Origin of the sequence: Streptomyces sp. NPDC058758 (assembly GCF_042746075.1) — a bacterium.
Classification (GTDB): domain Bacteria; phylum Actinomycetota; class Actinomycetes; order Streptomycetales; family Streptomycetaceae; genus Streptomyces.
In genome coordinates this window covers 30,589-53,921 of the sequence record NZ_JBHYPS010000025.1, presented here as the reverse complement: position 1 = coordinate 53,921, position 23,333 = coordinate 30,589, and the positions used below count along the sequence as shown (strand labels likewise).

Genomic DNA, 23,333 nt, shown 5'->3' with positions numbered 1-23,333 from the left:
CTCGTGACGTGCCACCCACCCGTCTGTACCGCGTCGCCGTCCTCGTCCTCGAAGGCGCCAAACCCCTCGACGTCGGCATCCCCGCCCAGGTCTTCACGACCCGCGCGAGCATGCCCTACGAGGTGCGCGTCTGCGGCGCCACCCCGGGCCTCGTCGCCGGCGGCGACGGGCTGTCGTACAACGTGGACCACGGGCTCGACGCCCTCGCCTGGGCCGACATCGTCTTCGTCCCCGGCTACCGCTTCCCCGACCGGGAGGACCCGCCGCCGGCCGTCGTCGAGGCCCTGATCGCCGCCCACGCGCGCGGGGCGCGGCTCGCCGCCATCTCCACCGGCGCCTTCGCGCTCGCCGCCACCGGCCTCCTCGACGGCCGGCGGGCCACCACGCACTGGCACTACGCGCGCGCCCTCGCCGAGAAGCGGCCCCTGGTGCGGGTGGACGAGAACGTCCTCTTCGTCGACGAGGGCAGCGTCCTCACCTCCGCGGGCGCCGCCTCCGGCATCGACCTCTGCCTCCACATCCTCCGCGGCGACCTCGGTGTCGGGGCCGCCAACCACGCCGCCCGCCGCCTGGTCGCCGCCCCCTACCGCAGCGGCGGCCAGGCCCAGTACGTGCCCCGCAGCGTCCCCGACCCCCACGGCGAGCGCTTCGCCGCCACCCGCGAATGGGTCCTGCACCACCTCGACGAACCCCTCACGCTCGACGTCCTCGCCCGCCACGCCGCCGTCTCGCCCCGCACCTTCTCCCGCCGCTTCGTCGAGGAGACCGGCTACACCCCCATGCAGTGGCTGCTGCGGGCCCGCGTCGACCGGGCCCGCGAACTGCTCGAACGCTCCGAACTCGGCGTCGAGCAGATCGCCGCGGAGACCGGCCTCGGCACCGGCGCCAACCTGAGGATGCACTTCCAGCGCATCCTCGGCACCACCCCGAGCGACTACCGGCGCACCTTCACCCGGGGCGACTGAGCACCGCCGGGCACCCAGAGCCAGGATCTTGGCACGATCCTTGCGGACCATGGCGATCTCGCCCCTGCCGCGAGCGGCGCCGGAGAGCGAGGCTGGGTGGCGAGAAAACGGAAGGGACACCACTCATGACTCGCATCGCCATCAACGGTTTCGGTCGCATCGGCCGCAACGTGCTCCGCGCCCTCCTGGAGCGGGACACCACGCTGGAGGTCGTGGCCGTCAACGACCTGACCGAGCCGAAGGCGCTGGCCCGTCTCCTCGCTTTCGACTCCACCTCCGGCCGCCTCGGCCGCCCGGTCTCCGTCGACGGCGACACGCTCGTGGTGGACGGCCGCCGCATCAAGGTCCTCGCCGAGCGCGAGCCGGCCAAGCTCCCCTGGGCCGAGCTGGGCGTGGACATCGTCCTGGAGGCCACCGGCCGCTTCACCAGCGCCAAGGACGCCCGCCTCCACCTCGACGCCGGCGCCAAGCGCGTCCTGGTCAGCGCCCCCTCCGACGGCGCCGACGTCACCCTCGCCTACGGCGTGAACAGCGACACGTACGACGCCGAGCTGCACACGATCGTCTCCAACGCCTCCTGCACCACCAACGCGCTCGCGCCGCTCGCCGCCGTCCTCGACGAGCTGGCCGGCATCGAGCACGGCTTCATGACGACCGTGCACGCCTACACCCAGGAGCAGAACCTCCAGGACGGCCCGCACCGCGACGCCCGCCGCGCCCGCAACGCCGCCGTCAACATCGTCCCCACCAGCACCGGCGCCGCCAAGGCCATCGGCCTGGTCCTGCCGCAGCTCGACGGCAAGCTCTCCGGCGACTCGATCCGCGTGCCCGTGCCGGTCGGCTCGATCGTCGAGCTCAACACGACCGTCTCCCGCGAGGTCACCCGCGAGCAGATCCTCGACGCCTACCGCACGGCCGCCGAGGGCAAGCTCGCCGGCGTCCTGGAGTACTCGGAGGACGAGCTGGTCTCCTCCGACATCACCGGCAACCCGCACTCCTCCATCTTCGACGCCGCCCTCACCCGCGTCGACGGCCGCCACGTCAAGGTCGTCGCCTGGTACGACAACGAGTGGGGCTTCTCCAACCGCGTCATCGACACGCTGGAGCTGCTCGCCGCGAGCTGACCTCCCGTCACCGCACCCCGCGCGACGCCCCCTCGGCTCCGGCCGAGGGGGCGTCGTCGGTGCCGGGTGGCAGCATGCCGATCATGAGCCGAGTCATCTCGTACACCACCGGCGACCGCTCCGAGGCCGTCGCCCGCCTCGGAGCGGCGGACCGCCTCACCGGCGAACAGCGGCGCGTGCTCGGCATGATGCGCGAGCGTGCGGCGGCGACCCAGCGCGAGCTGGACCGGCAGGGCCTCGACCGGGGCCTGACCGTCCCCGAAGCGCTGGAGCACCTGATCGAGGGCCGCGCCGACGCGCCGGGGGAGTACGCCGGGAAGGCGTACGCCCAGGCGCTCCAGCACATCATCGACCACTGCGGCTCGGACCCCGGCGAACTGGGCGTCCACTCGAAGCCCGCCACCTTCTTCGGCCTCCTCGGCGACCGGCTGCGCCGGCACGGCGTGCCCGCCGACCTGCTGCCCGAGGGGTACCTCTTCTCCGTCACCGGCTGACGGACACCGGACCGGGCAGCCCGAGCGTGGCGGCGAGCCGGGCGCGGTGCCAGTGCGGCGGGCCGAAGAGCCGCGACGAGCCGTGCGCCCGCTTGAAGTACCGGTGGGCGTCGTGCTCCCAGGTGATGCCGATCCCGCCGTGCAGCTGGATCATCTCGCCCGCCACCTCGGAGAAGGCCTCCGAGCAGACCGACTTGGCACAGGCCGCGAGCCGGGTCAGCTCCGGCCCCCGGGCGCCGTCCGCGGCGGCGGAGGCGGCGCCCAGCGCGGCGGAGCGGGCCGACTCGACCAGGACGTAGGCGTCCGCGAGCCGGTGCTTCACCGCCTGGAAGGAGCCGATCGGGCGCCCGAACTGCACCCGTTCCCCGGCGTACGCCACCGTCAGTTCGAGGCAGCGCGCGGCGGCGCCGACCTGCTCCGCGGCGAGCGCCGTACAGGCCAGGTCGAGGACGTGCCGCAGCACCCGCCCGCCGTCGCCGTCCGTCCCGACCAGCCGGCCCGCCGCCCCGGCGAGCACCACCCGCGCCTGCGCCCGGGTGGCGTCCATCGGGACCGTCTCCTCGCGGCCGACCCCGGGCGCGTCGCCGGCCACCGCGAAGAGCGACACCCCCGCGCCGGTGCGCGCGGCGACCAGCAGCGTCCCGGCGCGCGCCCCGTCGAGGACGTGCTCCTTCACCCCGGTGAGCAGCCAGCCGCCGCCGGGCCCGGCGACGGCCTCGGCCCGTATCGCCTCCGGGTCCCAGGAGCCGGCCTCGGCCCAGGCGAGGGCCGCCGTCGCGCCGCCCGAGACGAGGCCGGGCAGCAGCGCGGCGCACTCCTCGGCGGCGCCGGCGGCCAGCAGCGCCTGCACGGCCAGCACGGCGGAGCCGAGGTACGGGACGGGGCTCAGCGCGCGCCCCAGCTCCTCCATCACGACGTGCACCTCCACCGCCCCGCAGCCGGCGCCGCCGTACTCCTCGGGGACGGCGAGCCCCGCGACGCCGATCTGCTCGGCCAGCGGCCGCCAGGCCGCCTCCCCGGCGTGGTGTCCGAGCAACTGCCGCACGGCGGCGCGCAGTTCCTCCTGCTCCTCGGTGAACCTCATGCCTCTGCTCCCTTCTCTGCGACAGGTGCGGTGGGGGTCCGGGAGGGGTCCTCCCCGGAGAGGTCGCGGCCCCTGGTCTCGGCGGTGCGCCAGATGGCGAGCGCCGTCACCAGGCCGCAGACGACGGCGAGGAGCGCGAGGGGCGCGCTGCCGGCGCGGTCCGCGAGCAGAGCGCCGGCCAGCAGCGGGGTGAAGCCGCCGCCGACGAGGGCGGCGAGCTGGTAGCCGAGCGAGGCGCCGGTGTAGCGGACCCGGGTGCCGAACAGCTCCGACAGCAGCGGCCCGAGCGGCGCGTACATCGCCGACTGCACGACCTGCCCGAGGACCATGCCCGCCACCAGCAGCGCGGGCACCCTCGTGTCGACGAGGGCGTACACGGGGAAGGCCAGCACCACCGCGCCCGCCGCCCCGCCGAGCACCACGGCCCGGCGTCCGACGCGGTCGGAGAGCGCGGAGAACAGCGGGATGGAGACGAGCCCGGCGAGCGAGGTGAAGACCAGACCGGTCATCACCTCCGAGGTCGCGTACCCGATCCCCGTGGCGTAGCTGAGCATGTACGTGCTGATCAGCGCGGTCAGCGCGAAGGGGCCGATGCCCACGCCGCAGGCGAGGAGCAGGGTGCGGGGCCCGCGCAGCACCCGGGCCAGGGGAGCGCCCCCGGGGCCCTTCCCGGCCGCCTGCCGGAAGAGCGGGCTCTCCGTCACCGAGAGCCGGACGTACAGGCCGACGGCGAGGAGCACGGCGCTGAACAGGAAGGGGAGCCGCCAGCCCCACTCCAGGAAGGCGGCGCGGGGCAGCAGGGACACCAGGGCGACGGCGACGGTGGAGAGCAGGAAGCCCAGCGGGGAGCCCATCTGCATCAGGCCGCTCCACAGCCCGCGCCGGCGCGGGTCGGCGTGCTCCACGACCATCAGGGTCGCGCCCGCCCACTCGCCGCCGATGGCGACGCCCTGCACCACGCGGAACAGCACGAGGAGGACGGGGGCGGCGACGCCGATGGTCTCGTACGTGGGCAGCACGCCGATGAGGAAGCTGGCCAGGCCCATGAGCACCATCGTGAGGACCAGCATGGACCTGCGGCCGAGCCGGTCGCCGAAGTGCCCGAAGACGGCGCCGCCGAGCGGCCGGGCCACATAGCCGGCGGCCAGGGTCCCGAAGGCGGCGATGGTGCCGGTGACCGGGTCGTCGCCGGGGAAGAACAGCGGGCCGAAGGCGAGCGCCGCCATCGTGCCGTAGAGCAGGAAGTCGTAGTACTCGATGACGGTGCCGAGCAGGCTCGACAGCGCCACCCGGCGCAGCTGCGCCGGGTCGGGGGACGGTGCGGCGGACATGGTGCTCCCGGGTGCGGTGGGGAGGCGGTCAGGGGGCGAGGACGCGGGCGCGGCACGCGGCGGGGGTGCCCCAGGCGTCCCGCAGGGGGCGGGCCTTGCGGATCCACAGGGAGAGGTCCAGCTCCTCGGTGTAGCCGACGGCTCCGTGCAGCTGGAGGGCGGTGCGGGCGGCGGCGTGGGCGGCCTCGCCCGCGGTGACCTTGGCGGCGGCGACCTCCCGCGGCGCCGTGCCGTGCTCGGCCAGGGCCAGGGCGGCGGCGTGCAGCAGGGGCCGGGCGAACTCCAGGGCGATCAGGGTGTCGGCCAGCCGGTGCTTCACGGCCTGGAAGGAGCCGATGGGCACGCCGAACTGGGTGCGCTGCCGGACGTAGGCGACCGTCCGGTCGAGCAGGGCCAGGCCGAGGCCCAGGGACTGCGCGGCGGTGGCGAGGGCCGCGACCTCGGCGGCGTGGGCGGCCGCGGCGGCCGCCCGGGGGCCGCGGGCCAGGACGGTGCCGCCGGCCGGGCGGGCCAGCCGGCGCGCCGGATCGGCCGAGGGCTGGACCGGGCCGGCGGAGCCGGCGAGGCGCACGGTGTCGTCCTCGGCGACCAGCACGGCGTCGGCCGCGTCCGCGTCCAGCGCGTAGGGGCCGGTGAGGGCGGGGACGCCCAGGGAGAGGGTCGCCTTGCCCGCCGCGACGCGCGGCAGCCAGGCGGCGGCCGCGCCGTCGTCGCCGAGCCGGTCCAGGAGGGCCGCCGCGGCGACCGTCTCGACCAGTGGTCCGGGGACGGCGTGCCGGCCCAGTTCGGTGAAGGCCACGGTCAGTTCCACCGGGAGGGGGCCCATTCCCTCGTACGCCTCCGGCACGGCCAGCGCGAACACGCCGGCCTCCGCGATCCGGGACCAGAGCGCGAGGCCGGGGGCGCGGTCGCCTGCCGCCCAGGCCCGTACGGCCCGGGGCGTGTCGGCCGCCGACAGCATCGCGTCCAGGGTGCGGGCGAACTCCCGCTGTTCGTCGTCGAGCAGGAACCGCATCACCGGCGTCCCTTCGGCAGGCCGAGCAGCCGCTCGGCGATGATGTCGCGCTGGATCTCGTTGGTCCCGGCGTAGATCGGCCCGGCCAGGGAGAAGGTGTGGCCCTCGGCCCAGCCGCCGTGCGCGGGCGCCTCCGCGGCCTCGTCGGAGAGTTCCCCGTACGGCCCGAGGAGGTCGAGGGCGGTCTCGTGCAGGGCGATGTCCAGCTCGGACCAGAAGACCTTGTTGAGGCTGGACTCGGCGCCGAGGGAGCCGCCGGCGGCGAGCCGGGAGGCGTTGGCGTAGGTGAAGAGCCGGTAGGCGGCGGCGCCGATGACGGCGTCGGCGACCCGGTCGCGCACGGCGGTGTCGGCGGGGTCGGCGCGTTCCCGCCACAGGGCGGCGAGCCGGTCGGCGGCGGCCGAGAAGCGGCCGGGGCTGCGCAGGGTGAGTCCGCGTTCGTTGCCCGCCGTGCTCATGGCGACCCGCCAGCCGTCCCCGGGCGCGCCGATCACGTCCTCGTCGGGGACGAACACGTCGTCGAGGAAGAGTTCGGCGAAGGCGGGCTTGCCGTCGAGCCGCCCGACGGGCCGCACGGTCACGCCCGCCGCGTCGAGCGGGAACATGAGGTACGTCAGGCCCCGGTGCGGCCGGTCCGCGCCCGGGTCGCTGCGGAAGAGGCCGAAGGCGCGGTCGGCGAAGGCGGCCCGGGAGGACCAGGTCTTCTGGCCCCGGAGCAGCCAGCCGCCGTCGGTGCGCACGGCGGTGGAGCGCAGGCTCGCGAGGTCGGAGCCGGACTCGGGCTCGGACCAGGCCTGGGCCCAGATGACCTCGCCGGAGGCCATCGGGGGCAGGATCCGGGCGCGCTGCTCGTCGGTGCCGTGCTCGAAGAGGGTGGGGGCCAGCAGGTTGATGCCGTTCTGGCTGACCCGGCCGGGCGCGCCGGCGGCGTAGTACTCCTCCTCGAAGACCAGCCAGCGCAGCACGGAGGAGCCCCGGCCGCCGTACTCCTCGGGCCAGGAGACCACCGACCAGCGGTCGGCGGCCAGTTCTGCCTCCCAGGCGCGGTGGGCGGCGAAGCCCTCGGCGGTCTCCAGGGAGGGCAGGGGGGCGGGGGGCACCCGGTCGGCGAGCCAGGCGCGGGCCTCGGCCCGGAAGGCGTCGTCCGCGGGGGAGAAGTCGAGGTCCATCAGGCTCCGGCCGCCTTCATCGCGTGGATGTCCATGCCGCCGAGCGCGTCGCGGGCGGTCTCGGCGTTGTGCGCGTGCGCGAGGTGGTGCAGTCCGAAGACCGCGTCCATGCCGGTGTGCAGGCCCTGGAGGTCCTCGGCCTGGTTGACGGCGCGCTTGGTGAGCGCGAGGCCCATCCGGGGCATCTCGGCGATCCGGTGGGCCAGTTCCATGGTCCTGGCCTCGAGTTCGGCGCGGGGGACGACGCGGTTGACCATGCCGACCTCGTACGCGCGGCGGGCGCTCATCCGGTCGCCGGTGTAGAGGAACTCCTTGGCGATGCGCGGCGGCATCACCCAGGGGTGGGCGAAGTACTCGACGCCGGGGATGCCCATGCGGACCACCGGGTCGGCGAAGAAGGCGTCCTCGGAGGCGACGACGAGGTCGCAGATCCAGGCGAGCATCAGGCCGCCGGCGACGCAGGCGCCCTGCACCGAGGCGACGACCGGCTTGGGCAGTTCGCGCCAGCGGCGGCACATGCCGAGGTAGACCTCGGACTCGCGGGCGAAGCGGCTCTCGGCGCCCTCCTTGTCCGAGTGGTCCCACCAGAGGCCGGCCCTCCGTTCGAAAGGCAGGTGGGCGTCGCGTTCGGGGGTGCCGATGTCGTGGCCGGCGGAGAAGTGCTCGCCTGCCCCGGCGAGGACGACGACCTTGACCTCGTCGTCCCCGGCCGCGCGGTAGAAGGCGCGGTCGAGGGCGTAGGTCATCGCGGAGTTCTGTGCGTTGCGGTACGCGGGCCGGTCCATGGTCACGACGGCGACGGGGCCCCGCCGTTCGTAGCGGACGGGCTCGGTGGACGTGGTGCGGGCAGCGGACATCCGCCCTCCTTCCCTAACAAGTGTTTGGTAGGTTAACGTACCGCCATGAGCAACGTCGAGGAGTTCCGCAGGGAGGTCCGCGGCTGGCTGCGGGCCCACCTCACCGGCGAGTTCGCGTCCCTGCGGGGCCGCGGCGGCCCCGGACGCGAACACGAGGCACACACCGAACGCCTCGCCTGGGAACGGCACATGGCCGCCCACGGATGGACCTGCGTCGGCTGGCCGAAGGAGTACGGCGGCCGCGGCGCGAGCCTGGAGGAACAGGTCGCCTTCCACGAGGAGTACGCCCTCGCCGACGCCCCCGCGCGCGTCGGCCACATCGGCGAACAGCTCCTCGGACCCACCCTCATCGCCTTCGGCACCCCCGCCCAGCGGGCCCGCTTCCTGCCCCGGATCGTCGCCGTCGACGAACTGTGGTGCCAGGGCTACTCCGAGCCGGACGCCGGCTCCGACCTCGCGGGCGTCCGCACCCGGGCCGAGCGGGACGGCGACCGCTGGGTGGTCACGGGGCAGAAGGTGTGGACCTCAGGCGCCCACGAGGCCGACTGGTGCTTCGTCGTCGCCCGCACCGACCCCGGCTCCACCCGCCACCACGGCCTCTCCTACCTCCTCGTCCCGCTGGACGCCCCCGGCGTCGAGATCCGGCCGATCGTCCAGCTCACCGGCACCTCCGAGTTCAACGAGGTGTTCTTCGACGGGGCCGCGACCGACGCCTCCCACATCGTCGGCGCGCCCGGGGACGGCTGGAAGGTCGCCATGGCCACGCTCGGCTTCGAACGCGGCGTCTCCACCCTCGGCCAGCAGGTCGGCTTCCGGCGCGAACTCGAAGCCGTCATCGCCCTGGCCCGGCACAACGGCGCCGCCGACGACCCGCTCGTCCGCGACCGCATCGCCCGCGCCTGGACCGGCCTGGAGACCATCCGCTTCAACGCCCTGCGGATGCTCGGCGGCGTCGCCGCCGGCGCCCCCGGCCCCGAGGCCTCCATCAACAAGATCTTCTGGGCCACCTGGCACCGCGAACTCGGCGAACTCGCCATGGACGTCTGCGGCGCCGACGGCATGCTCGCCGCCGGGGAGCCCTACGACCTCACCGACTGGCAGCGGCTCTTCCTCTTCTCCCGCGCCGACACCCTCTACGCCGGATCCAACGAGATCCAGCGCAACATCATCGCCGAGCGCGTCCTCGGCCTGCCCAAGGAGGCCCGCCCGTGACCGGCACCCCGCCCCCCTACGTCCCCGGCCACGGACTGCTCGCCGGACGGACCGCCGTCGTCACCGCCGCCGCGGGCGCCGGCATCGGCGGCGCCACCGCCCGCCGCCTCCTGGAGGAAGGCGCCCGGGTCGTCCTCTCCGACGCCCACGCCCGCCGCCTCAAGGAGTCCGAGGCCGCGCTCGCCGCCGAGTTCGGCGCCGACCGGGTCGCCTCCCTGCCCTGCGACGTCACCGACGAGACCCAGGTCGCGGCCCTCCTCGACCTCGCCGAGGAACGGCACGGACGGCTCGACGTCGTCGTGAACAACGCCGGACTCGGCGGCACCGCCGACCTCGTCGACATGACCGACGAACAATGGGACAAGGTCCTCGACGTCACCCTCAACGGCACCTTCCGCTGCACCCGCGCCGCCCTGCGCCGCATGAAGGCCGCCGGCACCGGAGGCGTCCTCGTCAACAACGCCTCGGTGGTCGGCTGGCGCGCCCAGAAGGGCCAGGCCCACTACGCCGCCGCCAAGGCCGGCGTCATGGCCCTCACCCGCTGCGCCGCGCTGGAGGCCGCCGCGTACGGCGTGCGGGTCAACGCCGTCTCGCCCTCCCTCGCCATGCACCCCCACCTCGCGAAGGTCACCACCCCCGAACTCCTGGAGGAACTCACCTCCCGCGAGGCCTTCGGCCGGTACGCCGAGCCGTGGGAGGTGGCCAACGTGATCGTCTTCCTCGCCAGCGGGTACTCCTCCTACCTCACCGGCGAGGTCCTCTCGGTCAGCAGCCAGCACCCGTGAGACCGGCGCCCGGGCGGCGCCGCCAGATCCTGGACACGGCGGCCGGGGTGTTCGCCGCCCAGGGGTACGACGCCACCACCGTCCGGCAGATCGCGGACGCCGCCGGTCTGCTCGCCGGCAGCCTCTACCACCACTTCGACTCCAAGGAGTCGATGCTCGACGAGATCCTCTCCGGCTTCCTGGACGACCTGGGGAGCCGCTACGACACCGTGCTCGCCGCGGCGCTCCGCCCCCGGGAGAGCCTGGCGGCCCTCGTCACCGAATCGTTCCGGGAGATCGACCGGCACCGCGCCGCCGTCGCCATCTACCAGAAGGAGTCCCGGCACCTGGCGGACCAGCCGCGCTTCGGCTACCTCGCCGACGCCCAGCGGAGGTTCGAACGGGCCTGGCTCAGGACCCTGGAGTCCGGCGTGGCCTCCGGGGACTTCCGCACCGACCTCGACGTCCGGCTCACCTACCGCTTCGTCCGCGACACCGTCTGGGTCGCCGCGTCCTGGTACCGGCCGGGCGGACAGCACAGCCCGGAGGAGATCGCCCGCCAGTACCTGTCCATGGTGCTGGAGGGGGTCGGCCTCCGCGACAGCCACCGGACGCACGACCACACCACCAAGGAGTGACCATGGCCGAGGCCTACATCGTCGAAGCGGTACGCACCCCGGTCGGCCGGCGGGGCGGCGGACTCTCCGCCGTGCACCCCGCCGACCTCGGCGCGCACGCCCTCAAGGCCCTGATGGAACGTTCGGGCGTCGACCCGGCCGCCGTGGAGGACGTCGTCCTCGGCTGCCTGGACACCGTCGGCCCCCAGGCCGGAGACATCGCCCGCACCTGCTGGCTCGCCGCCGGACTCCCCGAGGAGGTGCCGGGCGTGACCGTGGACCGGCAGTGCGGCTCCTCCCAGCAGGCCCTGCACTTCGCCGCCCAGGGCGTCATGTCCGGCACCCAGGACTTCGTCGTCGCGGGCGGCGTGCAGAACATGTCGATGGTGCCCATCGCCTTCGCCAGCCGCCGGGCCGCCGACCCGCTCGGCCTCACCGAGGGCCCGTACGCGGGCTCCGCGGGCTGGCGGGCGCGCTACGGGGACCAGCCGGTCAACCAGTTCCACGGCGCCGAGCTCATCGCCGAGAAGTGGGGCATCACCCGCCGGGACATGGAGGAGTTCGCGCTCCGCTCGCACCGGCGGGCGGTCCGCGCCATCGACGAGGGCCGCTTCGCGCGCGAGATCGTCCCCTACGGCGACGTCACCACCGACGAGGGCCCGCGCCGCGACACCTCCCTGGAGAAGATGGCCGGCCTGAATCCGGTGGTGGAGGGCGGCCGGATCACCGCCGCCGTCTCCTCCCAGGTCTCCGACGGCGCCTCCGCGATGCTCCTGGCGAGCGAGCGCGCCGTGCGCGAGCACGGGCTCACCCCGCGCGCCCGGATCCACCACCTCTCGGTGCGCGGCGAGGACCCGATCCGGATGCTCTCCGCGCCCATCCCGGCGACGGCGTACGCGCTGAAGAAGGCCGGCATGACCCTCGACGACATCGACCTCGTCGAGATCAACGAGGCCTTCGCCCCGGTCGTCCTCGCCTGGCTGAAGGAGACCGGAGCCGACCCGGAGAAGGTCAATGTCAACGGCGGCGCCATCGCCCTCGGCCACCCCCTCGGCGCCACCGGCACCAAGCTGGCCGTCACCCTCCTGCACGAACTGGAGCGCACCGGAGGCCGCTACGGCCTCCAGACGATGTGCGAGGGCGGCGGCCAGGCGAACGTGACGATCATCGAGCGGCTGTGACGCCGTCCGGCCGGAGGCCGGCGCAGGTCTCCGAAGCCCGTGCGGCCCCCTGGGGCCGAGCGGTGCGAGGGGGCCGTGGGGGAGGGGACGGTGCGCGGGGGCGGCGGCCAGGCGAACGTGGCGGTCATCGAGCGGCTGCAGGGCCCGCCGGGTCCGTGCCGAAGAGCTGCCGCCAGACCGCGTGATCGGTGCGGGGGCCTCCCGGGGTCTGCGCACCGTACGCCGCGATCTCGGCGTCGATGTCGAGGGGGAGGGTGGGGGAGGTCATCGCGGAGAGCTCCGCGGCCACGGCGGCGTCGGGGACCAGCCAGCACACCTCGAACTCGATGCCGTCGGGGTCGCGGGCGTAGAGCGCCTTGGTGGAGGCGTGGTTGCCCGCCCCGGTGAGCGCCCCCGCCTCCGTCAGGCGCGTCCGCAGGGCCCGCAGTTCGGCGAGGGTGTCCACCTCCCAGGCCAGGTGATAGAGGCCGACCCCGCCGGGGCCGGCGCCGGAACCGGGCCGGGGGGACTGGAAGAGGCCGAGGTCGTGGTCGTTGGCGGAGCCCGCCGCCTGGAGGAAGGCCGCGCCGGGGAAGGCCTGCGGCAGCGGCCGGAAGCCGAGGACGTCGCGGTAGAAGGCGAGGCTGCGCTCCAGGTCGGAGACGAAGAGGACGGCGTGGTTCAGCCGCTGGACGGGCATGCGGGTGGTCCGTTCGCTGGTTCGTGTCGGGGGAGGGGGAGGGGGAGGAGGGGCAGGGCGAGGGGCAGGAGCACGATACGTCCGCCGGGGTGGTCCCACCCCGGCGGACGTGTCGTGCGTGCGGGTCCGTTCAGCCGGCGCGGGGCAGCGCGCGGAGCGCGGCCGCCGCCTCGGCCATGACGCGGTCGACGAGCTCCGCGCACGTGGGCAGGTCGTCGATCAGGCCCGCGACCTGGCCGGAGGCCATCACCCCGAGGTCGGTGCGGCCGTCCACCATCGACGCCTTGAGCATCATGGGCGTGTTGGCGGCGAGCAGGACCTGGCTCCAGGTCAGCTCCTTGCCGTGCTTCATCGCGAGGCCGTCCCGGACCATCCGGGCCCAGCTCATGCCGGACTCGCGGCGGAAGGCCGCCGCGTGCCGCACGGCCCGCAGCAGCGACGCGGCCCGCCCCGAGCGCTCCAGGGCGTCGACCAGTTCGGTGCGGAGCATCCGGTGGGGCAGCCCGTCGACCTTCGTGGTGACGGTGACGTCGCCCACCGCCGCCGCCAGGTAGCGGGCCTTGACCGCGTCGGGCACGGTCGAGTCGGAGGTGAGCAGGAAGCGGGTGCCCATGGCGATCCCGGCCGCGCCGTACGACAGCGCGGCGACCAGCCCGCGGCCGTCGTGGAAGCCGCCGGCGGCGATCACCGGGATGTCGACGGCGTCCACCACCTGGGGCAGCAGGACGGTGGTGGCGACGCTCCCGGTGTGCCCGCCGCCCTCCCCGCCCTGCACCACGACCGCGTCGGCGCCCCACGCGGCGACCTTCTCCGCGTGCCGGCGGGCGCCGATGGAGGGGATCACGACGACCCCGGCGTCCTTGAGGCGGGCGATCAGCTCCCGCGAGGGGGCGAGCGCGAAGGAGGCGACCCGCACCCCCTCGTCGATGATGATCCGGACGCGTTCGCCCGCGTCGCCGGCGTCGGCCCGCAGGTTCACGCCGAACGGCGCGTCCGTACGGGACTTGACCTCGCGCACGGCGGACCGGAGCTGCTCGACGCCCATGGTCGCCGAGGCCAGGACGCCCAGCGCGCCCGCCTCGGCGGCGGCGGTGACCAGCCTCGGCCCGGCGACCCACCCCATGCCCGTCTGGACGATCGGGTGCCGCACCCCGGTCAGGGCGGTGAGCGGGGTGGCGAGGACGGTGCCGCTCATGCGCGGACCTCGCGGTCCCGCAGCCCGCGGGGGTCGAGCTCCTCGCGGATCAGCCGCAGCTCCTCCGCCGTGGGGTCCCGGGTGTACGGCACCTCCTCGGGCACGGCGAGCGCGAAGCCGGTCGCCTCCCGCACCTGCTCGACGGTCACCCCGGGGTGCAGCGAGCGCAGCCGCATCGTGCGGTCGGGGGTCTCGAAGTCGAAGACGCCCAGGTCCGTGATGACGCCCGGGAGGCGGTGGTAGCGGGTGGCGGAGGGGCCGGCCGCCGAGGCGCGGTCGTAGCCGACGCCGCAGACCATGTCGACGCGCTCGACGAAGACCCGGGGCGAGTGCCGGGGGATCCAGTAGCTCGTGGGGTTGTTCAGGGTGTTGACGGGGGCGCCGCGGACGCCGAGGAGCTGCCGGGCCGGCCGCTCCCAGTCGCCGATGCAGCTGATGTTCTGGTTGCCGTGCCGGTCGAGCTGGCTGGCGCCCATCATCACGTGCCGCCGGCCGGTGGCGACCAGGGCCAGGTGCTGCCGGTACGGCAGCCACCCCTCCACCACGCCGGGGGACGTGCCGACCGCCGGCACGTCGCCCATGAGCAGCGCCTCGCCGTCGGTGAGCAGCAGGTCGGGGGCGAAGGTGAGCCGGGCCAGCCGGGCGCCGATCGTCGGCACCGTGCCCATGGGGGTGGCCAGCACCTCGCCCGCGTCGCGCCACGCCTCGGCGCAGGCCACCACGCAGTGCTCGGCACGGGTGACGGCCGCGGCCGTCGTGGGCGTGTCGGTGCCGCTCATGCTTCCTCCTCGTGGAACGCCGCCACCGCGGCCTGGTACGCGTCCTCGTCGCCGGACAGGAACCGCGCGGTGAACTCCCGCCACGCCCCGGGGTCGCGGGCGGCCGCGACGTAGTGGCGCTGGAAGGCCTCGTCCCGGTCGTGGTCGGGGGCGCAGGAGGTGAAGTGGGCGCCGTTCGGCGTCTCGACGACCCCGTCGACGAACGCCCGCTTGAGCAGCAGCGTCTGCGGTCCCGCGTCCTTGAGCAGGTCCGAGGTCTCCACGATCCGCTCGCAGGAGACGTACGCGGTGTCGGCGGCCTCGCAGAACAGGTCGTCGAAGTACGGGTCGGGCCCCAGGTACTGGCCGTTGCCGTGGACGTCGGCGCGGTTGAGGTGGACCAGCGCCGCGTCCAGGTGCAGCGCGGGGACGGCGACGAGCTCCTCGCGGTCCGCGTACGGCGAGGTGACGGTCCGCAGCGAGGGGTTGACGGTCATGACGTCGGAGGCGAGGCCGGCCCGGATCGGCATGAAGGGCAGCCGGTGCACGGCGGCGGTCAGCCCCCACATCATCATCGCCTCGTCCAGCTCCACCAGTTCGAACGCGCCGCGCTGGCGGGCCGCGACGAAGTGCGGCTCCAGCGGGACGGAGTCGAGGGTGGCGAAGGACGCGACCAGCTTGCGGATCTTCCCCGCGGCGGCGAGCAGTCCGACGTCCGGTCCTCCGTACGAGACCACGGTCAGGTCCGTGAGGTCCGAGCGCAGCAGCGCGCGGACCAGGGCCATCGGCTTGCGCCGGGAGCCCCAGCCGCCGATGCCGAGGGTCATCCCGCTGCGGAGCCGGCCCACGACCTCCTCGGCGGTCATCGTCTTGTCCCTGCTCACGACTGCTCCTCCTCGTCCGTGCCGAAGGTGTCGCGGACCTCGTCGGCGACCCCGCTGAGGTTGGCCTCGAAGGTGAAGCCCTGCTCGAAGCGGTAGCTGCGCCGGACGTCCACCGGGTCGATGCCGTTGATCGCCGCCTTGGCGAGGCGGACGAGCCGCCCGTCCTTCGCGGCGATCTCGCGGGCCAGCTCCAGGGCCGCCGCGCGCAGTCCGGCGCGCGGGACGACCCGCCACACCGAGCCGTGCCGGTGGAGTTCCCCGGCGGTGACCGTGCGGGAGGTGTAGTAGAGGGTCCGCATGAGGTGCTGGGGGACCAGCCGGGCGAGGTGGGTGGCGGCGCCGAGGGCGCCCCGGTCCAGCTCGGGCAGGCCGAAGGTCGCGTCCTCGGAGGCGACGATCGCGTCGGCGTTGCCGACCAGGCCGACGCCGCCGCCGAGGCAGAAGCCGTGCACGGCCGCGACGACCGGGACCTCGCACTCGTAGACCGCGGCGAAGGCCTCGGCGCAGCCCTGGTTGGCGCCGAGGATCGCCTCGGGGCCGGTCGCGCGCTGGATCTCCTTGATGTCGACGCCGGCGTTGAAGCCGCGGCCCTCGGCGGCGAGCACCACGCAGCGCACCTTCGGGTCGGCGCCCGCGGCGCGGACGGCGGCGGCGAGGTCGTACCAGCCCCGGACGGGGAGGGCGTTGACCGGGGGGAAGTCGACGGTGACGACGGCGACGCCGTCGTCCGGTGCGGAGGTGGAGACACCCATGAGCAGATCAGCTACCTTTCCACCAAACGTTTGTTAGGTCGAAAGGTAGCAGCGGTTCGCCCGCTGCGGGAGGTGTCCCTTGGCAGTGACCATCGATCTGTCCGGCTCCGTCGCCGTCGTCACCGGCGGCACCCGGGGCGTCGGCGCCGGCATCGCCCGCGCCCTGCTCGAAGCCGGGGCGGAGGTCGTGACCTGCGCCCGGCGGGCCCCCGACGCGCCCGTCACGGCGGCGGGCCGCACCGCCCGCTTCCTCCCCGTCGACCTGCGCGACCCGGCCGCCGTGGACGCCTTCTTCGAGCGGGTGCGAGGCGACCACGGCCGCCTCGACACCCTCGTCAACAACGCGGGCGGCACCCCGTACCGCACCCTCGCCGACGGCGACGCCGGCCAGCACGCCCGGGTCGTCGCCCTGAACCTCGTCGCCCCCCTGACCGCCTCCCTCGCCGCCCACCGGGTCATGAGCCGGCAGGACGGCGGCGGCTCGATCCTCATGGTCGGCAGCGTCAGCGGCACCCGCCCCTCACCGGGCTCCGCCGCGTACGGCGCCGCCAAGGCCGGCCTGGAGAACCTGGCCCGCTCCATGGCCGTGGAATGGGCCCCGCTGGTCCGGGTCAACACCCTCGTCCTCGGCATGGTCCGCACCGAACTGTCGCACCTGCACTACGGCGACGAGGACGGCATCGCCGCCGTCGGCCGCACCGTCCCGCTCGGCCGGCTCGCCGCCCCCGCCGACATCGGCGACGCCTGCGTCTTCCTCGCCTCCGACCGCGCCGCCTACGTCAGCGGCGCGGCCCTGCACGTCCACGGCGGAGGGGAGCGCCCCGCGTTCCTCCACGCCGCCACCGCCCACCACTGAGAAGGGACCACCCCATGACCGCACAGCCGGGACTCTGCGCAGGACGCGTCGTCGTCGTCACCGGCGCCGGCCGCGGCCTCGGCCGCGCCCACGCCCTCGCCTTCGCCGCCGAAGGGGCGAAGGTCGTCGTCAACGACCTCGGCGTCGGCCTCGACGGCACCGGCGGCGGCGCCGGCCCCGCCCAGGACGTCGTCGACGAGATCACCGCGGCCGGCGGGGAGGCGATCGCCCATGCCGGCGACATCGCCACCACGGACGGGGCGGCCTCGCTGGTCGCCGCCGCCGTCGACGGCTTCGGCCGCCTCGACACCCTCGTCAACAACGCGGGCTTCCTCCGCGACCGGATGCTCGTCAACCTCGGCGAGGACGACTGGGACGCCGTCATGCGCGTCCACCTCAAGGGCCACTTCCTGCCGCTGCGGCACGCCGCGGCGTACTGGCGCGCCGAGTCCAAGGCGGGCCGCGGCCGCCGGGCCCGGGTGGTCAACACCAGCTCGGGCGCGGGGCTGCTCGGCAGCGTGGGCCAGGGCAACTACGCCGCCGCCAAGGCCGGCATCCTCGGCCTCACGCTCGTCGCCGCCGCCGAGATGGGCCGCTACGGCGTCCAGGTCAACGCCATCGCGCCCGCCGCGCGGACCCGGATGACCGAGCAGGCCTTCGCCGACGCGATGGCCGCCCCCTCGGGCCCCGGCTTCGACGCCATGGCCCCCGAGAACGTCTCTCCCCTCGTCGTCTGGCTCGGCTCCGACGCGGCGGCCGGGGTGACGGGGCGGGTCTTCGAGACGGAGGGCGGCCGCATCACCGTGATGGAGGGCTGGCGGCCCGGGCCCACGGCCGACAAGTCCGCCCGCTGGACCCCCGCGGAGGCGGGCGACGCGGCCCTGAAGCTCCTCGCCGCCGCGGAGCCCCCCCACCCGGTCCACGGCGCCCGCTGACACCCCTCGGCGGCAGCCCGCCCCGCCCCGCACGGGGGAGCGGGGCGGGTCCGCCGCGGGGGCGGGGGCCGGCGGGCGGGGTTTCCCGCTGACCGGGAAACGGGGCTCCCCGGGCCCGGCGGCGGCGGCCTAGCCTCGCCGGACACAGCCCCAACCGCCCCCAGGAGGGACCCGTCATGCTCACGGACCGCCAGCGGCACGAGGCGGCCGAGCTGCTCCGCTCCGCCGAACGCGACGTCACGCCGATCGCCCCGCTGAGCGAGGCGTACCCCGGCATCGACGCCGAGGACGCGTACGAGATCCAGCTGGTCAACGTCCGGCACCGGCTCGCCGCGGGCGCCGAGGTGCGCGGCCACAAGGTGGGGCTCTCCTCGCCCGTCATGCAGCGGATGATGGGCGTCGACGAGCCCGACTACGGCCACCTGCTCCACGACATGGAACTCGCCCCGGGCAGCCCGGTCGACACCGCCCGCTACTGCCACCCCCGCGTCGAGGTCGAGGTCGGCTTCGTCCTCGGCGACGACCTGCCGGGGGAGGGCTGCACCCCCGAGGACGTGCTCGCCGCCACCGAACGCGTCGTGCCCGCCCTGGAACTCATCGACAGCCGCGTCCGCGACTGGCGGATCACCATCGCCGACACCATCGCCGACAACGCCTCCTCCGCCGGGTACGTCATCGGCGAGGGCCGCTCCCCGCGCGGAATCGACCTCAGGGCCGTCGAGGCGCGGCTCGAAAGCGGCGGCGAGCCGCTCGCCGAGGGGCGCTCCGACGCCGTCCTCGGCGACCCGGCCCGCTCCGTCGCCTGGCTCGCCCGGACCGTCGCCCGCTTCGGCGTCCCCCTGAGGAAGGGGCACCTGGTGCTGCCCGGCTCGTGCACCCGGGCCGTCGACGTCGTGCCCGGCGCGACCTACACCGCCGACTTCACCGGGCTGGGCCCGGTCTCCCTCTCCTTCACCTGAGGTGATGATGACCCGCAAGACCAAGGCGACCGCCGCCGTCGTCGGCTCCGGCAACATCGGCACCGACCTGCTGTACAAGCTGCTCCGCTCCGAACTCGTCGAGCCCCGCTGGATGGTCGGCGTCGACCCCGAGAGCGACGGCCTCGCCCGCGCCCGCCGGCTCGGCCTGGAGACCACCCACGAGGGCGTCGACCGGCTGCTCGCCCAGGACGAGTTGCCCGACCTCGTCTTCGAGGCCACCAGCGCCTCCGTCCACCGCGCCAACGCCCCCCGCTACGCCGAACTCGGCATCCGGGCGATCGACCTGACCCCGGCCGCCGTCGGCCCCGCCGTCGTCCCGCCCGCCAACCTGCGCGCGCACCTCGACCGGCCCAACGTCAACCTGATCACCTGCGGAGGCCAGGCCACCATCCCCATGGTGCACGCCGTCTCCCGCGTCGTCCCCGTGGCCTACGCCGAGATCGTCGCCTCGGTCGCCTCCGTCTCCGCCGGCCCCGGAACCCGCGCCAACATCGACGAGTTCACCCGCACCACGGCCCGCGGCATCGAGACCATCGGCGGCGCCGCGCGCGGCAAGGCGATCATCATCCTCAACCCCGCCGACCCGCCCGTCGTCATGCGCGACACCGTCTTCTGCGCCGTCCCCGAGGACGCCGACCACGCCGCGATCGCCGCCTCCGTGAAGGAGGTCGCCGGGCAGGTCGCCGCGTACGTCCCCGGCTACCGCCTGCGCGCCGAACCGCAGTTCGACGACCCGAGCCCCGAGAACGGCGGCATGGCGCGCGTCGCGATCTTCCTGGAGGTCGAGGGCGCGGGCGACTACCTCCCGCCCTACGCAGGAAACCTCGACATCATGACCGCCGCCGCCACCCGGGTCGGCGAGGAGTTCGCCCGCGAACTCCTCGCCCCCGGCGCGTAAGGAGCCCCCCATGCCCTACTCGGACACCCTCGACATCCGGATCACCGACTCCTCGCTGCGCGACGGCTCGCACGCCAAACGGCACCGGTTCACCGCCGGGGAGGTACGGTCCGTCGTCGCCGCCCTCGACGACGCCGGCGTCCCCGTCATCGAGGTGACCCACGGCGACGGGCTCGGCGGCTCCTCGTTCACCTACGGCTTCTCGAAGACCCCCGAGCAGGAACTGATCAAGGCCGCGGTGGAGACCGCCCGGCGGGCCCGGATCGCCTTCCTCATGCTCCCCGGACTCGGCGTCAAGGACGACATCCTGGCCGCCCGGGACCACGGCGCCGCCATCTGCCGGATCGCCACCCACTGCACCGAGGCCGACATCGCGGTCCAGCACTTCGGACTCGCCCGCGAGCGGGGCCTGGAGACCGTCGGCTTCCTGATGATGGCCCACTCCACCAGCCCCGAGAACCTCGCCCGCCAGGCCCGGATCATGGCCGACTCCGGCTGCCAGTGCGTGTACGTCGTCGACTCCGCCGGCGCCATGGTCATGGACGACGTCACCGACCGCGTCCAGGCCCTGGTCGCCGAGCTGGGCGACGACGCCCAGGTCGGCTTCCACGGCCACGAGAACCTCGCCCTCGGCACCGGCAACTCCGTCGCCGCCGTCAAGGCCGGCGCCCTCCAGATCGACGGCTCCACCCGCCGGCTCGGCGCGGGCGCCGGCAACACCGCCGTCGAGGCCTTCGCCGCCGTCTGCGCCAAGATGGGCATCCGCACCGGCATCGACGTCCTGAAGATCATCGACGCGGCCGAGGACGTCGTCCGCCCGGTCATGGACGAGGAGTGCCGGCTCGACCGCCTCGCCCTGCTCATGGGCCACGCCGGCGTCTACTCCAGCTTCCTCAAGCACGCCTACCGGCAGGCCGAGCGGTACGGCGTCCCCGGCGCCGAGATCCTCCTCAGGGCCGGCGAACGGCGCCTGGTCGGCGGCCAGGAGGACCAGCTCATCGACATCGCCCTCGAACTCGCCGCCGCGCGCGGCTGAACCCACCACACACCAGGGAGAACGTGATGACTGCTCTCAACGACGAGGCCAGGGTCATCGAGGCCGGCCGGCCGCCCGCCCGCTTCGCCCGGGGCTGGCACTGCCTCGGCCTCGCCGACGCCTTCAAGGACGGCGAGCCGCACGAGATCGAGGCCTTCGGCACCAGGCTCGTGGTCTTCCAGGGCCAGGGCGACGGCGCCCTGCACGTCCTCGACGCCTACTGCCCGCACATGGGCGGCAACCTCGCCCACGGCACCGTCAAGGGCGACGCCGTCGCCTGCCCCTTCCACGACTGGCGCTGGGCCGGCGACGGCCGCTGCGCCGGCATCCCGTACGCCCGCCGCGTCCCGCCCCGCGCCCGCACCCGCGCCTGGCTCACCCTGGAGCGCAACCGGCAGCTCTTCGTCTGGCACGACCCCGAGGGCAACCCGCCGCCGGCCGAGGTCACCGTCCCCGAGATCGAGGGGATCCACGGCCCGGAGGCGGGCGAGTGGAGCGACTGGACCTGGAAGACCGCGCGGGTGGACGGCTCGAACTGCCGCGAGATCGTGGACAACGTCGTGGACATGGCGCACTTCTTCTACGTCCACTACGCCTTCCCCACGTACTTCAAGAACGTCTTCGAGGGACACGTCGCCACCCAGTACATGGAGAGCGCCCCGCGCGGCGACATGGACCTGGGGAACCTCAGCTCCCCGCTGCGGTCCGACGCCTCGTACCACGGCCCCTCCTACATGATCGACTACGTGTTCACCGAGGTGGCCCCCGGCGTCGAGATGGAGATGGTGCTGATCAACAGCCACTACCCGGTCAGCGCCGACAGCTTCGTCCTCCAGTACGGGGCGATCGTCAGGAAGCTGCCCGGCATGACCGACGAGGCCGCCGCCGAGGCCGCCCGGAGCCTGGTCGGGGGACTGGAGACCGGCTTCGAGCAGGACATCGAGATCTGGCGGAACAAGACCCGGATCGACAACCCCCTCCTGACCGAGGAGGACGGGCCCGTCTACCAGCTGCGCCGCTGGTACGAGCAGTTCTACGTCGACGTCGCCGACGTCAAGGACGAGATGGTCCGGCGCTTCGAGTTCGAGGTCGACACCCAGCGGGCCAACACCGCGTGGCGCGCCGAGGTCGACGAGAACCTCGCCCGCCGCGCGGCGGCCGAGACGGAAGCCGGAGCCCCCTGACATGCGACCGGTCCAGTGCCCGGCCTGCGGCAACCAGGTCCTCTGCGAGAAGTTCTCCCCCGCCCACACCTCCGTGCAGTGGACCGCCGACGCGGCCGTCGCCTGCGCCGAGTTCCGCGACCGGGTCGGCCGGGGCGCGACCAGCGCCCGGATACGGACCTGCCGGTCGCTGCGGGACGGCATCGAACGGGCCGTCGCCGACGGCACCCTGGAGGTCGGCGATGTCCGTGTCGACGACTGAGCCGGCCGCCCCGGCCGCCGGGACGCGCACCCACCGGCTGCGGATCGTCGAGGTCGTCGCCGAGACGCCCGACGCCCGCAGCCTGGTCCTGGAGCCGGCCCCGGAGAGCGCGGCCCGCTTCGCCCACCGCCCCGGGCAGTTCCTCACCCTGAGGCTGCCCGGCCCGGACGGCGGGCCCGTCGCCCGCTGCTACTCCCTGGCCAGCTCGCCCCACACCGGCGAACCGCTCAAGGTCACCGTCAAGCGGGTCGCCGGCGGATACGGCTCCAACTGGGTCTGCGACCACCTGGCCGCGGGCGACGAGGTGGAGGCGCTGCCCCCGGCCGGCACCTTCACCCCGGACTCCCTCGACCGCGACCTGCTGCTCGTCGCCGGAGGCAGCGGCATCACCCCGGTCCTCTCCATCGCCAAGTCGGTGCTCGCGGCGGGCCGCGGCCGGGTCGCCCTGCTCTACGCCAACCGCGACGAGGCCTCGGTCATCTTCCGCGACGAACTGCGCGCCCTGGCCGCCGCCCACCCCGAGCGGTTCCTGGTGCTCCACTGGCTGGAGACGCTCCAGGGCCTGCCGGTGCCGGACCGGCTCGCCGCCGCGCTCGTGCCGTACGCCGGCCGCGAGGCCTTCGTCTGCGGACCGGGCCCGCTCATGGACGCCGTCGAGCAGGCGCTGCGCACGCTCGGCGCGCCGGGCGGACGCGTCCACCGGGAGCGGTTCTTCTCCCTGTCCGGGGACGTCTTCGAAGCCCCCGAACCCGCCCTCGCCGCCACCCCGGGCCCGGTCGCGGCGCCCGCCGGGGGCGGCGGCGAGGTGACCGTGGAGCTGGACGGCGAGACCCGCACGGTCGCCTGGCCGCAGGGCGCCCCGCTGCTCGACGCGCTCCTCGCGGCCGGCGTGGACGCCCCGTACTCCTGCCGCGAGGGCGCGTGCAGCGCCTGCACCTGCCGGGTCGTCACGGGCGAGGTGAGGATGGCCCGCAACGAGGTCCTGGACGACCGGGACCTCGCCGACGGATACGTCCTCGCCTGCCAGGCGCTCCCGCTGACCGACCGCGTCGGCATCACCTACTCCTGAGCCCCCGCACGCCCGAAGACCCGCACGCCCTGATGTCCCCCACCCGACGAGGA

General features: G+C 74.6%; 25 protein-coding genes. 15 read left to right on the top strand and 10 right to left on the bottom strand.

Translation table 11 applies throughout. The features are described from left to right. Nucleotides 1–8 precede the first annotated feature (8 nt). The 3 genes from ACFW6A_RS25750 to ACFW6A_RS25740 all read left to right on the top strand — a co-directional run bounded on the left by ACFW6A_RS25750 (nt 9) and on the right by ACFW6A_RS25740 (nt 2,583). Entirely contained in the window at nt 9–965 is a 957-nt protein-coding gene (locus ACFW6A_RS25750; RefSeq protein ID WP_351846781.1) for a helix-turn-helix domain-containing protein, read from the top strand. Between the two features lie 125 nt (nt 966–1,090). Next, on the top strand, nt 1,091–2,089 hold the full coding sequence (gene gap, locus ACFW6A_RS25745; RefSeq protein WP_386485755.1) for a type I glyceraldehyde-3-phosphate dehydrogenase: 999 nt from the start codon (nt 1,091–1,093) through the stop codon (nt 2,087–2,089). Nucleotides 2,090–2,172: 83 nt separating this feature from the next. Beyond that, nucleotides 2,173–2,583 (top strand): hypothetical protein, encoded by a 411-nt coding sequence (locus tag ACFW6A_RS25740; RefSeq protein ID WP_351846776.1) that lies wholly within the window; start codon nt 2,173–2,175, stop codon nt 2,581–2,583. Here ACFW6A_RS25740 and ACFW6A_RS25735 read toward each other — a convergent pair. The 5 genes from ACFW6A_RS25735 to ACFW6A_RS25715 are packed head-to-tail and all read right to left on the bottom strand — an operon-like array spanning nt 2,573 to nt 8,039. After that, a complete protein-coding gene (locus ACFW6A_RS25735) occupies nt 2,573–3,667 on the bottom strand; it encodes an acyl-CoA dehydrogenase family protein (RefSeq protein ID WP_351846773.1) in 1,095 nt (364 codons plus the stop codon). The two genes, ACFW6A_RS25740 and ACFW6A_RS25735, sit on opposite strands and share 11 nt — an antisense overlap. Next, a complete protein-coding gene (locus ACFW6A_RS25730; protein ID WP_351846771.1) occupies nt 3,664–4,998 on the bottom strand; it encodes an MFS transporter in 1,335 nt (444 codons plus the stop codon). Before ACFW6A_RS25730 ends, ACFW6A_RS25735 begins: the two co-directional genes overlap by 4 nt. Before the next feature lie 28 nt (nt 4,999–5,026). Further along, the gene (locus tag ACFW6A_RS25725; RefSeq protein WP_386643244.1) at nt 5,027–6,013 is read right to left on the bottom strand and encodes an acyl-CoA dehydrogenase family protein; all 987 of its coding nucleotides are present in this window, start codon (nt 6,011–6,013) and stop codon (nt 5,027–5,029) included. Then, nucleotides 6,013–7,182: an acyl-CoA dehydrogenase family protein gene (locus ACFW6A_RS25720; protein ID WP_386643241.1), complete on the bottom strand. Its 1,170-nt coding sequence runs from the start codon at nt 7,180–7,182 to the stop codon at nt 6,013–6,015. Before ACFW6A_RS25720 ends, ACFW6A_RS25725 begins: the two co-directional genes overlap by 1 nt. Further along, the gene (locus tag ACFW6A_RS25715; protein ID WP_351846764.1) at nt 7,182–8,039 is read right to left on the bottom strand and encodes an enoyl-CoA hydratase; all 858 of its coding nucleotides are present in this window, start codon (nt 8,037–8,039) and stop codon (nt 7,182–7,184) included. The genes ACFW6A_RS25720 and ACFW6A_RS25715 overlap by 1 nt, the downstream gene beginning before the upstream one ends. Before the next feature lie 45 nt (nt 8,040–8,084). Between ACFW6A_RS25715 and ACFW6A_RS25710 the strand changes: the two genes are divergently transcribed. From ACFW6A_RS25710 to ACFW6A_RS25695, 4 genes are read left to right on the top strand one after another with little or no spacing between them, the layout of a single operon-like run. After that, complete coding sequence (locus tag ACFW6A_RS25710) at nt 8,085–9,251, top strand: acyl-CoA dehydrogenase family protein (RefSeq protein ID WP_386643237.1); 1,167 nt, start codon at nt 8,085–8,087, stop codon at nt 9,249–9,251. After that, nucleotides 9,248–10,036 carry an SDR family oxidoreductase gene (locus ACFW6A_RS25705; protein WP_351846758.1) on the top strand — a complete coding sequence of 263 codons (789 nt, stop codon included), beginning with the start codon at nt 9,248–9,250 and terminating at the stop codon, nt 10,034–10,036. The genes ACFW6A_RS25710 and ACFW6A_RS25705 overlap by 4 nt, the downstream gene beginning before the upstream one ends. Then, complete coding sequence (locus ACFW6A_RS25700) at nt 10,033–10,653, top strand: TetR/AcrR family transcriptional regulator (RefSeq protein ID WP_386643233.1); 621 nt, start codon at nt 10,033–10,035, stop codon at nt 10,651–10,653. The genes ACFW6A_RS25705 and ACFW6A_RS25700 overlap by 4 nt, the downstream gene beginning before the upstream one ends. Nucleotides 10,654–10,655: 2 nt before the next feature. Next, a complete protein-coding gene (locus ACFW6A_RS25695) occupies nt 10,656–11,813 on the top strand; it encodes an acetyl-CoA C-acetyltransferase (RefSeq protein ID WP_351846754.1) in 1,158 nt (385 codons plus the stop codon). A 124-nt stretch (nt 11,814–11,937) separates the two neighbouring features. Here the strand turns inward: ACFW6A_RS25695 and ACFW6A_RS25690 are convergent, their stop codons facing one another. From ACFW6A_RS25690 to ACFW6A_RS25670, 5 genes are all read right to left on the bottom strand, one after another. Further along, on the bottom strand, nt 11,938–12,492 hold the full coding sequence (locus ACFW6A_RS25690) for a VOC family protein (RefSeq protein ID WP_386643230.1): 555 nt from the start codon (nt 12,490–12,492) through the stop codon (nt 11,938–11,940). A 130-nt stretch (nt 12,493–12,622) separates the two neighbouring features. After that, nucleotides 12,623–13,687, bottom strand: coding sequence for an NAD(P)H-dependent flavin oxidoreductase (locus ACFW6A_RS25685; protein WP_386643227.1), 1,065 nt, complete (start codon nt 13,685–13,687; stop codon nt 12,623–12,625). Further along, nucleotides 13,684–14,466: a CoA-transferase gene (locus ACFW6A_RS25680; RefSeq protein ID WP_351846746.1), complete on the bottom strand. Its 783-nt coding sequence runs from the start codon at nt 14,464–14,466 to the stop codon at nt 13,684–13,686. The genes ACFW6A_RS25685 and ACFW6A_RS25680 overlap by 4 nt, the downstream gene beginning before the upstream one ends. Next, nucleotides 14,463–15,311, bottom strand: a complete 849-nt coding sequence (locus ACFW6A_RS25675) for a CoA-transferase (RefSeq protein WP_351846953.1) — start codon at nt 15,309–15,311, stop codon at nt 14,463–14,465. The genes ACFW6A_RS25680 and ACFW6A_RS25675 overlap by 4 nt, the downstream gene beginning before the upstream one ends. Before the next feature lie 14 nt (nt 15,312–15,325). Next, nucleotides 15,326–16,081, bottom strand: a complete 756-nt coding sequence (locus tag ACFW6A_RS25670) for an enoyl-CoA hydratase family protein (protein WP_351846744.1) — start codon at nt 16,079–16,081, stop codon at nt 15,326–15,328. Between the two features lie 79 nt (nt 16,082–16,160). On the opposite strand from ACFW6A_RS25670, the gene ACFW6A_RS25665 reads away from it, so the two are divergent. From ACFW6A_RS25665 to ACFW6A_RS25630, 8 genes are all read left to right on the top strand, one after another. Next, complete coding sequence (locus ACFW6A_RS25665) at nt 16,161–16,937, top strand: SDR family oxidoreductase (RefSeq protein WP_386643224.1); 777 nt, start codon at nt 16,161–16,163, stop codon at nt 16,935–16,937. A 14-nt stretch (nt 16,938–16,951) separates the two neighbouring features. Further along, the gene (locus tag ACFW6A_RS25660) at nt 16,952–17,872 is read left to right on the top strand and encodes an SDR family oxidoreductase (protein WP_386643221.1); all 921 of its coding nucleotides are present in this window, start codon (nt 16,952–16,954) and stop codon (nt 17,870–17,872) included. 176 nt (nt 17,873–18,048) lie between these two features. Then, nucleotides 18,049–18,831 carry a 2-keto-4-pentenoate hydratase gene (locus tag ACFW6A_RS25655; RefSeq protein WP_351852834.1) on the top strand — a complete coding sequence of 261 codons (783 nt, stop codon included), beginning with the start codon at nt 18,049–18,051 and terminating at the stop codon, nt 18,829–18,831. A gap of 7 nt (nt 18,832–18,838) precedes the next feature. Next, a complete protein-coding gene (locus ACFW6A_RS25650; protein WP_351852903.1) occupies nt 18,839–19,750 on the top strand; it encodes an acetaldehyde dehydrogenase (acetylating) in 912 nt (303 codons plus the stop codon). A 10-nt stretch (nt 19,751–19,760) separates the two neighbouring features. Then, on the top strand, nt 19,761–20,786 hold the full coding sequence (dmpG, locus tag ACFW6A_RS25645) for a 4-hydroxy-2-oxovalerate aldolase (protein WP_386643218.1): 1,026 nt from the start codon (nt 19,761–19,763) through the stop codon (nt 20,784–20,786). A 26-nt stretch (nt 20,787–20,812) separates the two neighbouring features. Then, nucleotides 20,813–21,970: a Rieske 2Fe-2S domain-containing protein gene (locus ACFW6A_RS25640; RefSeq protein WP_351852839.1), complete on the top strand. Its 1,158-nt coding sequence runs from the start codon at nt 20,813–20,815 to the stop codon at nt 21,968–21,970. Nucleotide 21,971: 1 nt separating this feature from the next. After that, on the top strand, nt 21,972–22,211 hold the full coding sequence (locus ACFW6A_RS25635) for a hypothetical protein (protein ID WP_351852841.1): 240 nt from the start codon (nt 21,972–21,974) through the stop codon (nt 22,209–22,211). Further along, nucleotides 22,192–23,280 carry a 2Fe-2S iron-sulfur cluster-binding protein gene (locus ACFW6A_RS25630; protein ID WP_386643214.1) on the top strand — a complete coding sequence of 363 codons (1,089 nt, stop codon included), beginning with the start codon at nt 22,192–22,194 and terminating at the stop codon, nt 23,278–23,280. The genes ACFW6A_RS25635 and ACFW6A_RS25630 overlap by 20 nt, the downstream gene beginning before the upstream one ends. Nucleotides 23,281–23,333 lie beyond the last annotated feature (53 nt).

Excerpts from the sequence above, each read along its gene's own strand:
- gap (WP_386485755.1), top strand. The coding sequence starts at position 1,091 with ATGACTCGCATCGCCATCAACGGTTTCGGTCGCATCGGCCGCAACGTG.
- ACFW6A_RS25740 (WP_351846776.1), top strand. The coding sequence starts at position 2,173 with ATGAGCCGAGTCATCTCGTACACCACCGGCGACCGCTCCGAGGCCGTC.
- ACFW6A_RS25735 (WP_351846773.1), bottom strand. The coding sequence starts at position 3,667 with ATGAGGTTCACCGAGGAGCAGGAGGAACTGCGCGCCGCCGTGCGGCAG.
- ACFW6A_RS25730 (WP_351846771.1), bottom strand. The coding sequence starts at position 4,998 with ATGTCCGCCGCACCGTCCCCCGACCCGGCGCAGCTGCGCCGGGTGGCG.
- ACFW6A_RS25725 (WP_386643244.1), bottom strand. The coding sequence starts at position 6,013 with ATGCGGTTCCTGCTCGACGACGAACAGCGGGAGTTCGCCCGCACCCTG.
- ACFW6A_RS25720 (WP_386643241.1), bottom strand. The coding sequence starts at position 7,182 with ATGGACCTCGACTTCTCCCCCGCGGACGACGCCTTCCGGGCCGAGGCC.
- ACFW6A_RS25715 (WP_351846764.1), bottom strand. The coding sequence starts at position 8,039 with ATGTCCGCTGCCCGCACCACGTCCACCGAGCCCGTCCGCTACGAACGG.
- ACFW6A_RS25710 (WP_386643237.1), top strand. The coding sequence starts at position 8,085 with ATGAGCAACGTCGAGGAGTTCCGCAGGGAGGTCCGCGGCTGGCTGCGG.
- ACFW6A_RS25695 (WP_351846754.1), top strand. The coding sequence starts at position 10,656 with ATGGCCGAGGCCTACATCGTCGAAGCGGTACGCACCCCGGTCGGCCGG.
- ACFW6A_RS25690 (WP_386643230.1), bottom strand. The coding sequence starts at position 12,492 with ATGCCCGTCCAGCGGCTGAACCACGCCGTCCTCTTCGTCTCCGACCTG.
- ACFW6A_RS25685 (WP_386643227.1), bottom strand. The coding sequence starts at position 13,687 with ATGAGCGGCACCGTCCTCGCCACCCCGCTCACCGCCCTGACCGGGGTG.
- ACFW6A_RS25680 (WP_351846746.1), bottom strand. The coding sequence starts at position 14,466 with ATGAGCGGCACCGACACGCCCACGACGGCCGCGGCCGTCACCCGTGCC.
- ACFW6A_RS25675 (WP_351846953.1), bottom strand. The coding sequence starts at position 15,311 with ATGACCGCCGAGGAGGTCGTGGGCCGGCTCCGCAGCGGGATGACCCTC.
- ACFW6A_RS25670 (WP_351846744.1), bottom strand. The coding sequence starts at position 16,081 with ATGGGTGTCTCCACCTCCGCACCGGACGACGGCGTCGCCGTCGTCACC.
- ACFW6A_RS25660 (WP_386643221.1), top strand. The coding sequence starts at position 16,952 with ATGACCGCACAGCCGGGACTCTGCGCAGGACGCGTCGTCGTCGTCACC.
- ACFW6A_RS25655 (WP_351852834.1), top strand. The coding sequence starts at position 18,049 with ATGCTCACGGACCGCCAGCGGCACGAGGCGGCCGAGCTGCTCCGCTCC.
- ACFW6A_RS25650 (WP_351852903.1), top strand. The coding sequence starts at position 18,839 with ATGACCCGCAAGACCAAGGCGACCGCCGCCGTCGTCGGCTCCGGCAAC.
- dmpG (WP_386643218.1), top strand. The coding sequence starts at position 19,761 with ATGCCCTACTCGGACACCCTCGACATCCGGATCACCGACTCCTCGCTG.
- ACFW6A_RS25640 (WP_351852839.1), top strand. The coding sequence starts at position 20,813 with ATGACTGCTCTCAACGACGAGGCCAGGGTCATCGAGGCCGGCCGGCCG.
- ACFW6A_RS25635 (WP_351852841.1), top strand. The coding sequence starts at position 21,972 with ATGCGACCGGTCCAGTGCCCGGCCTGCGGCAACCAGGTCCTCTGCGAG.
- ACFW6A_RS25630 (WP_386643214.1), top strand. The coding sequence starts at position 22,192 with ATGTCCGTGTCGACGACTGAGCCGGCCGCCCCGGCCGCCGGGACGCGC.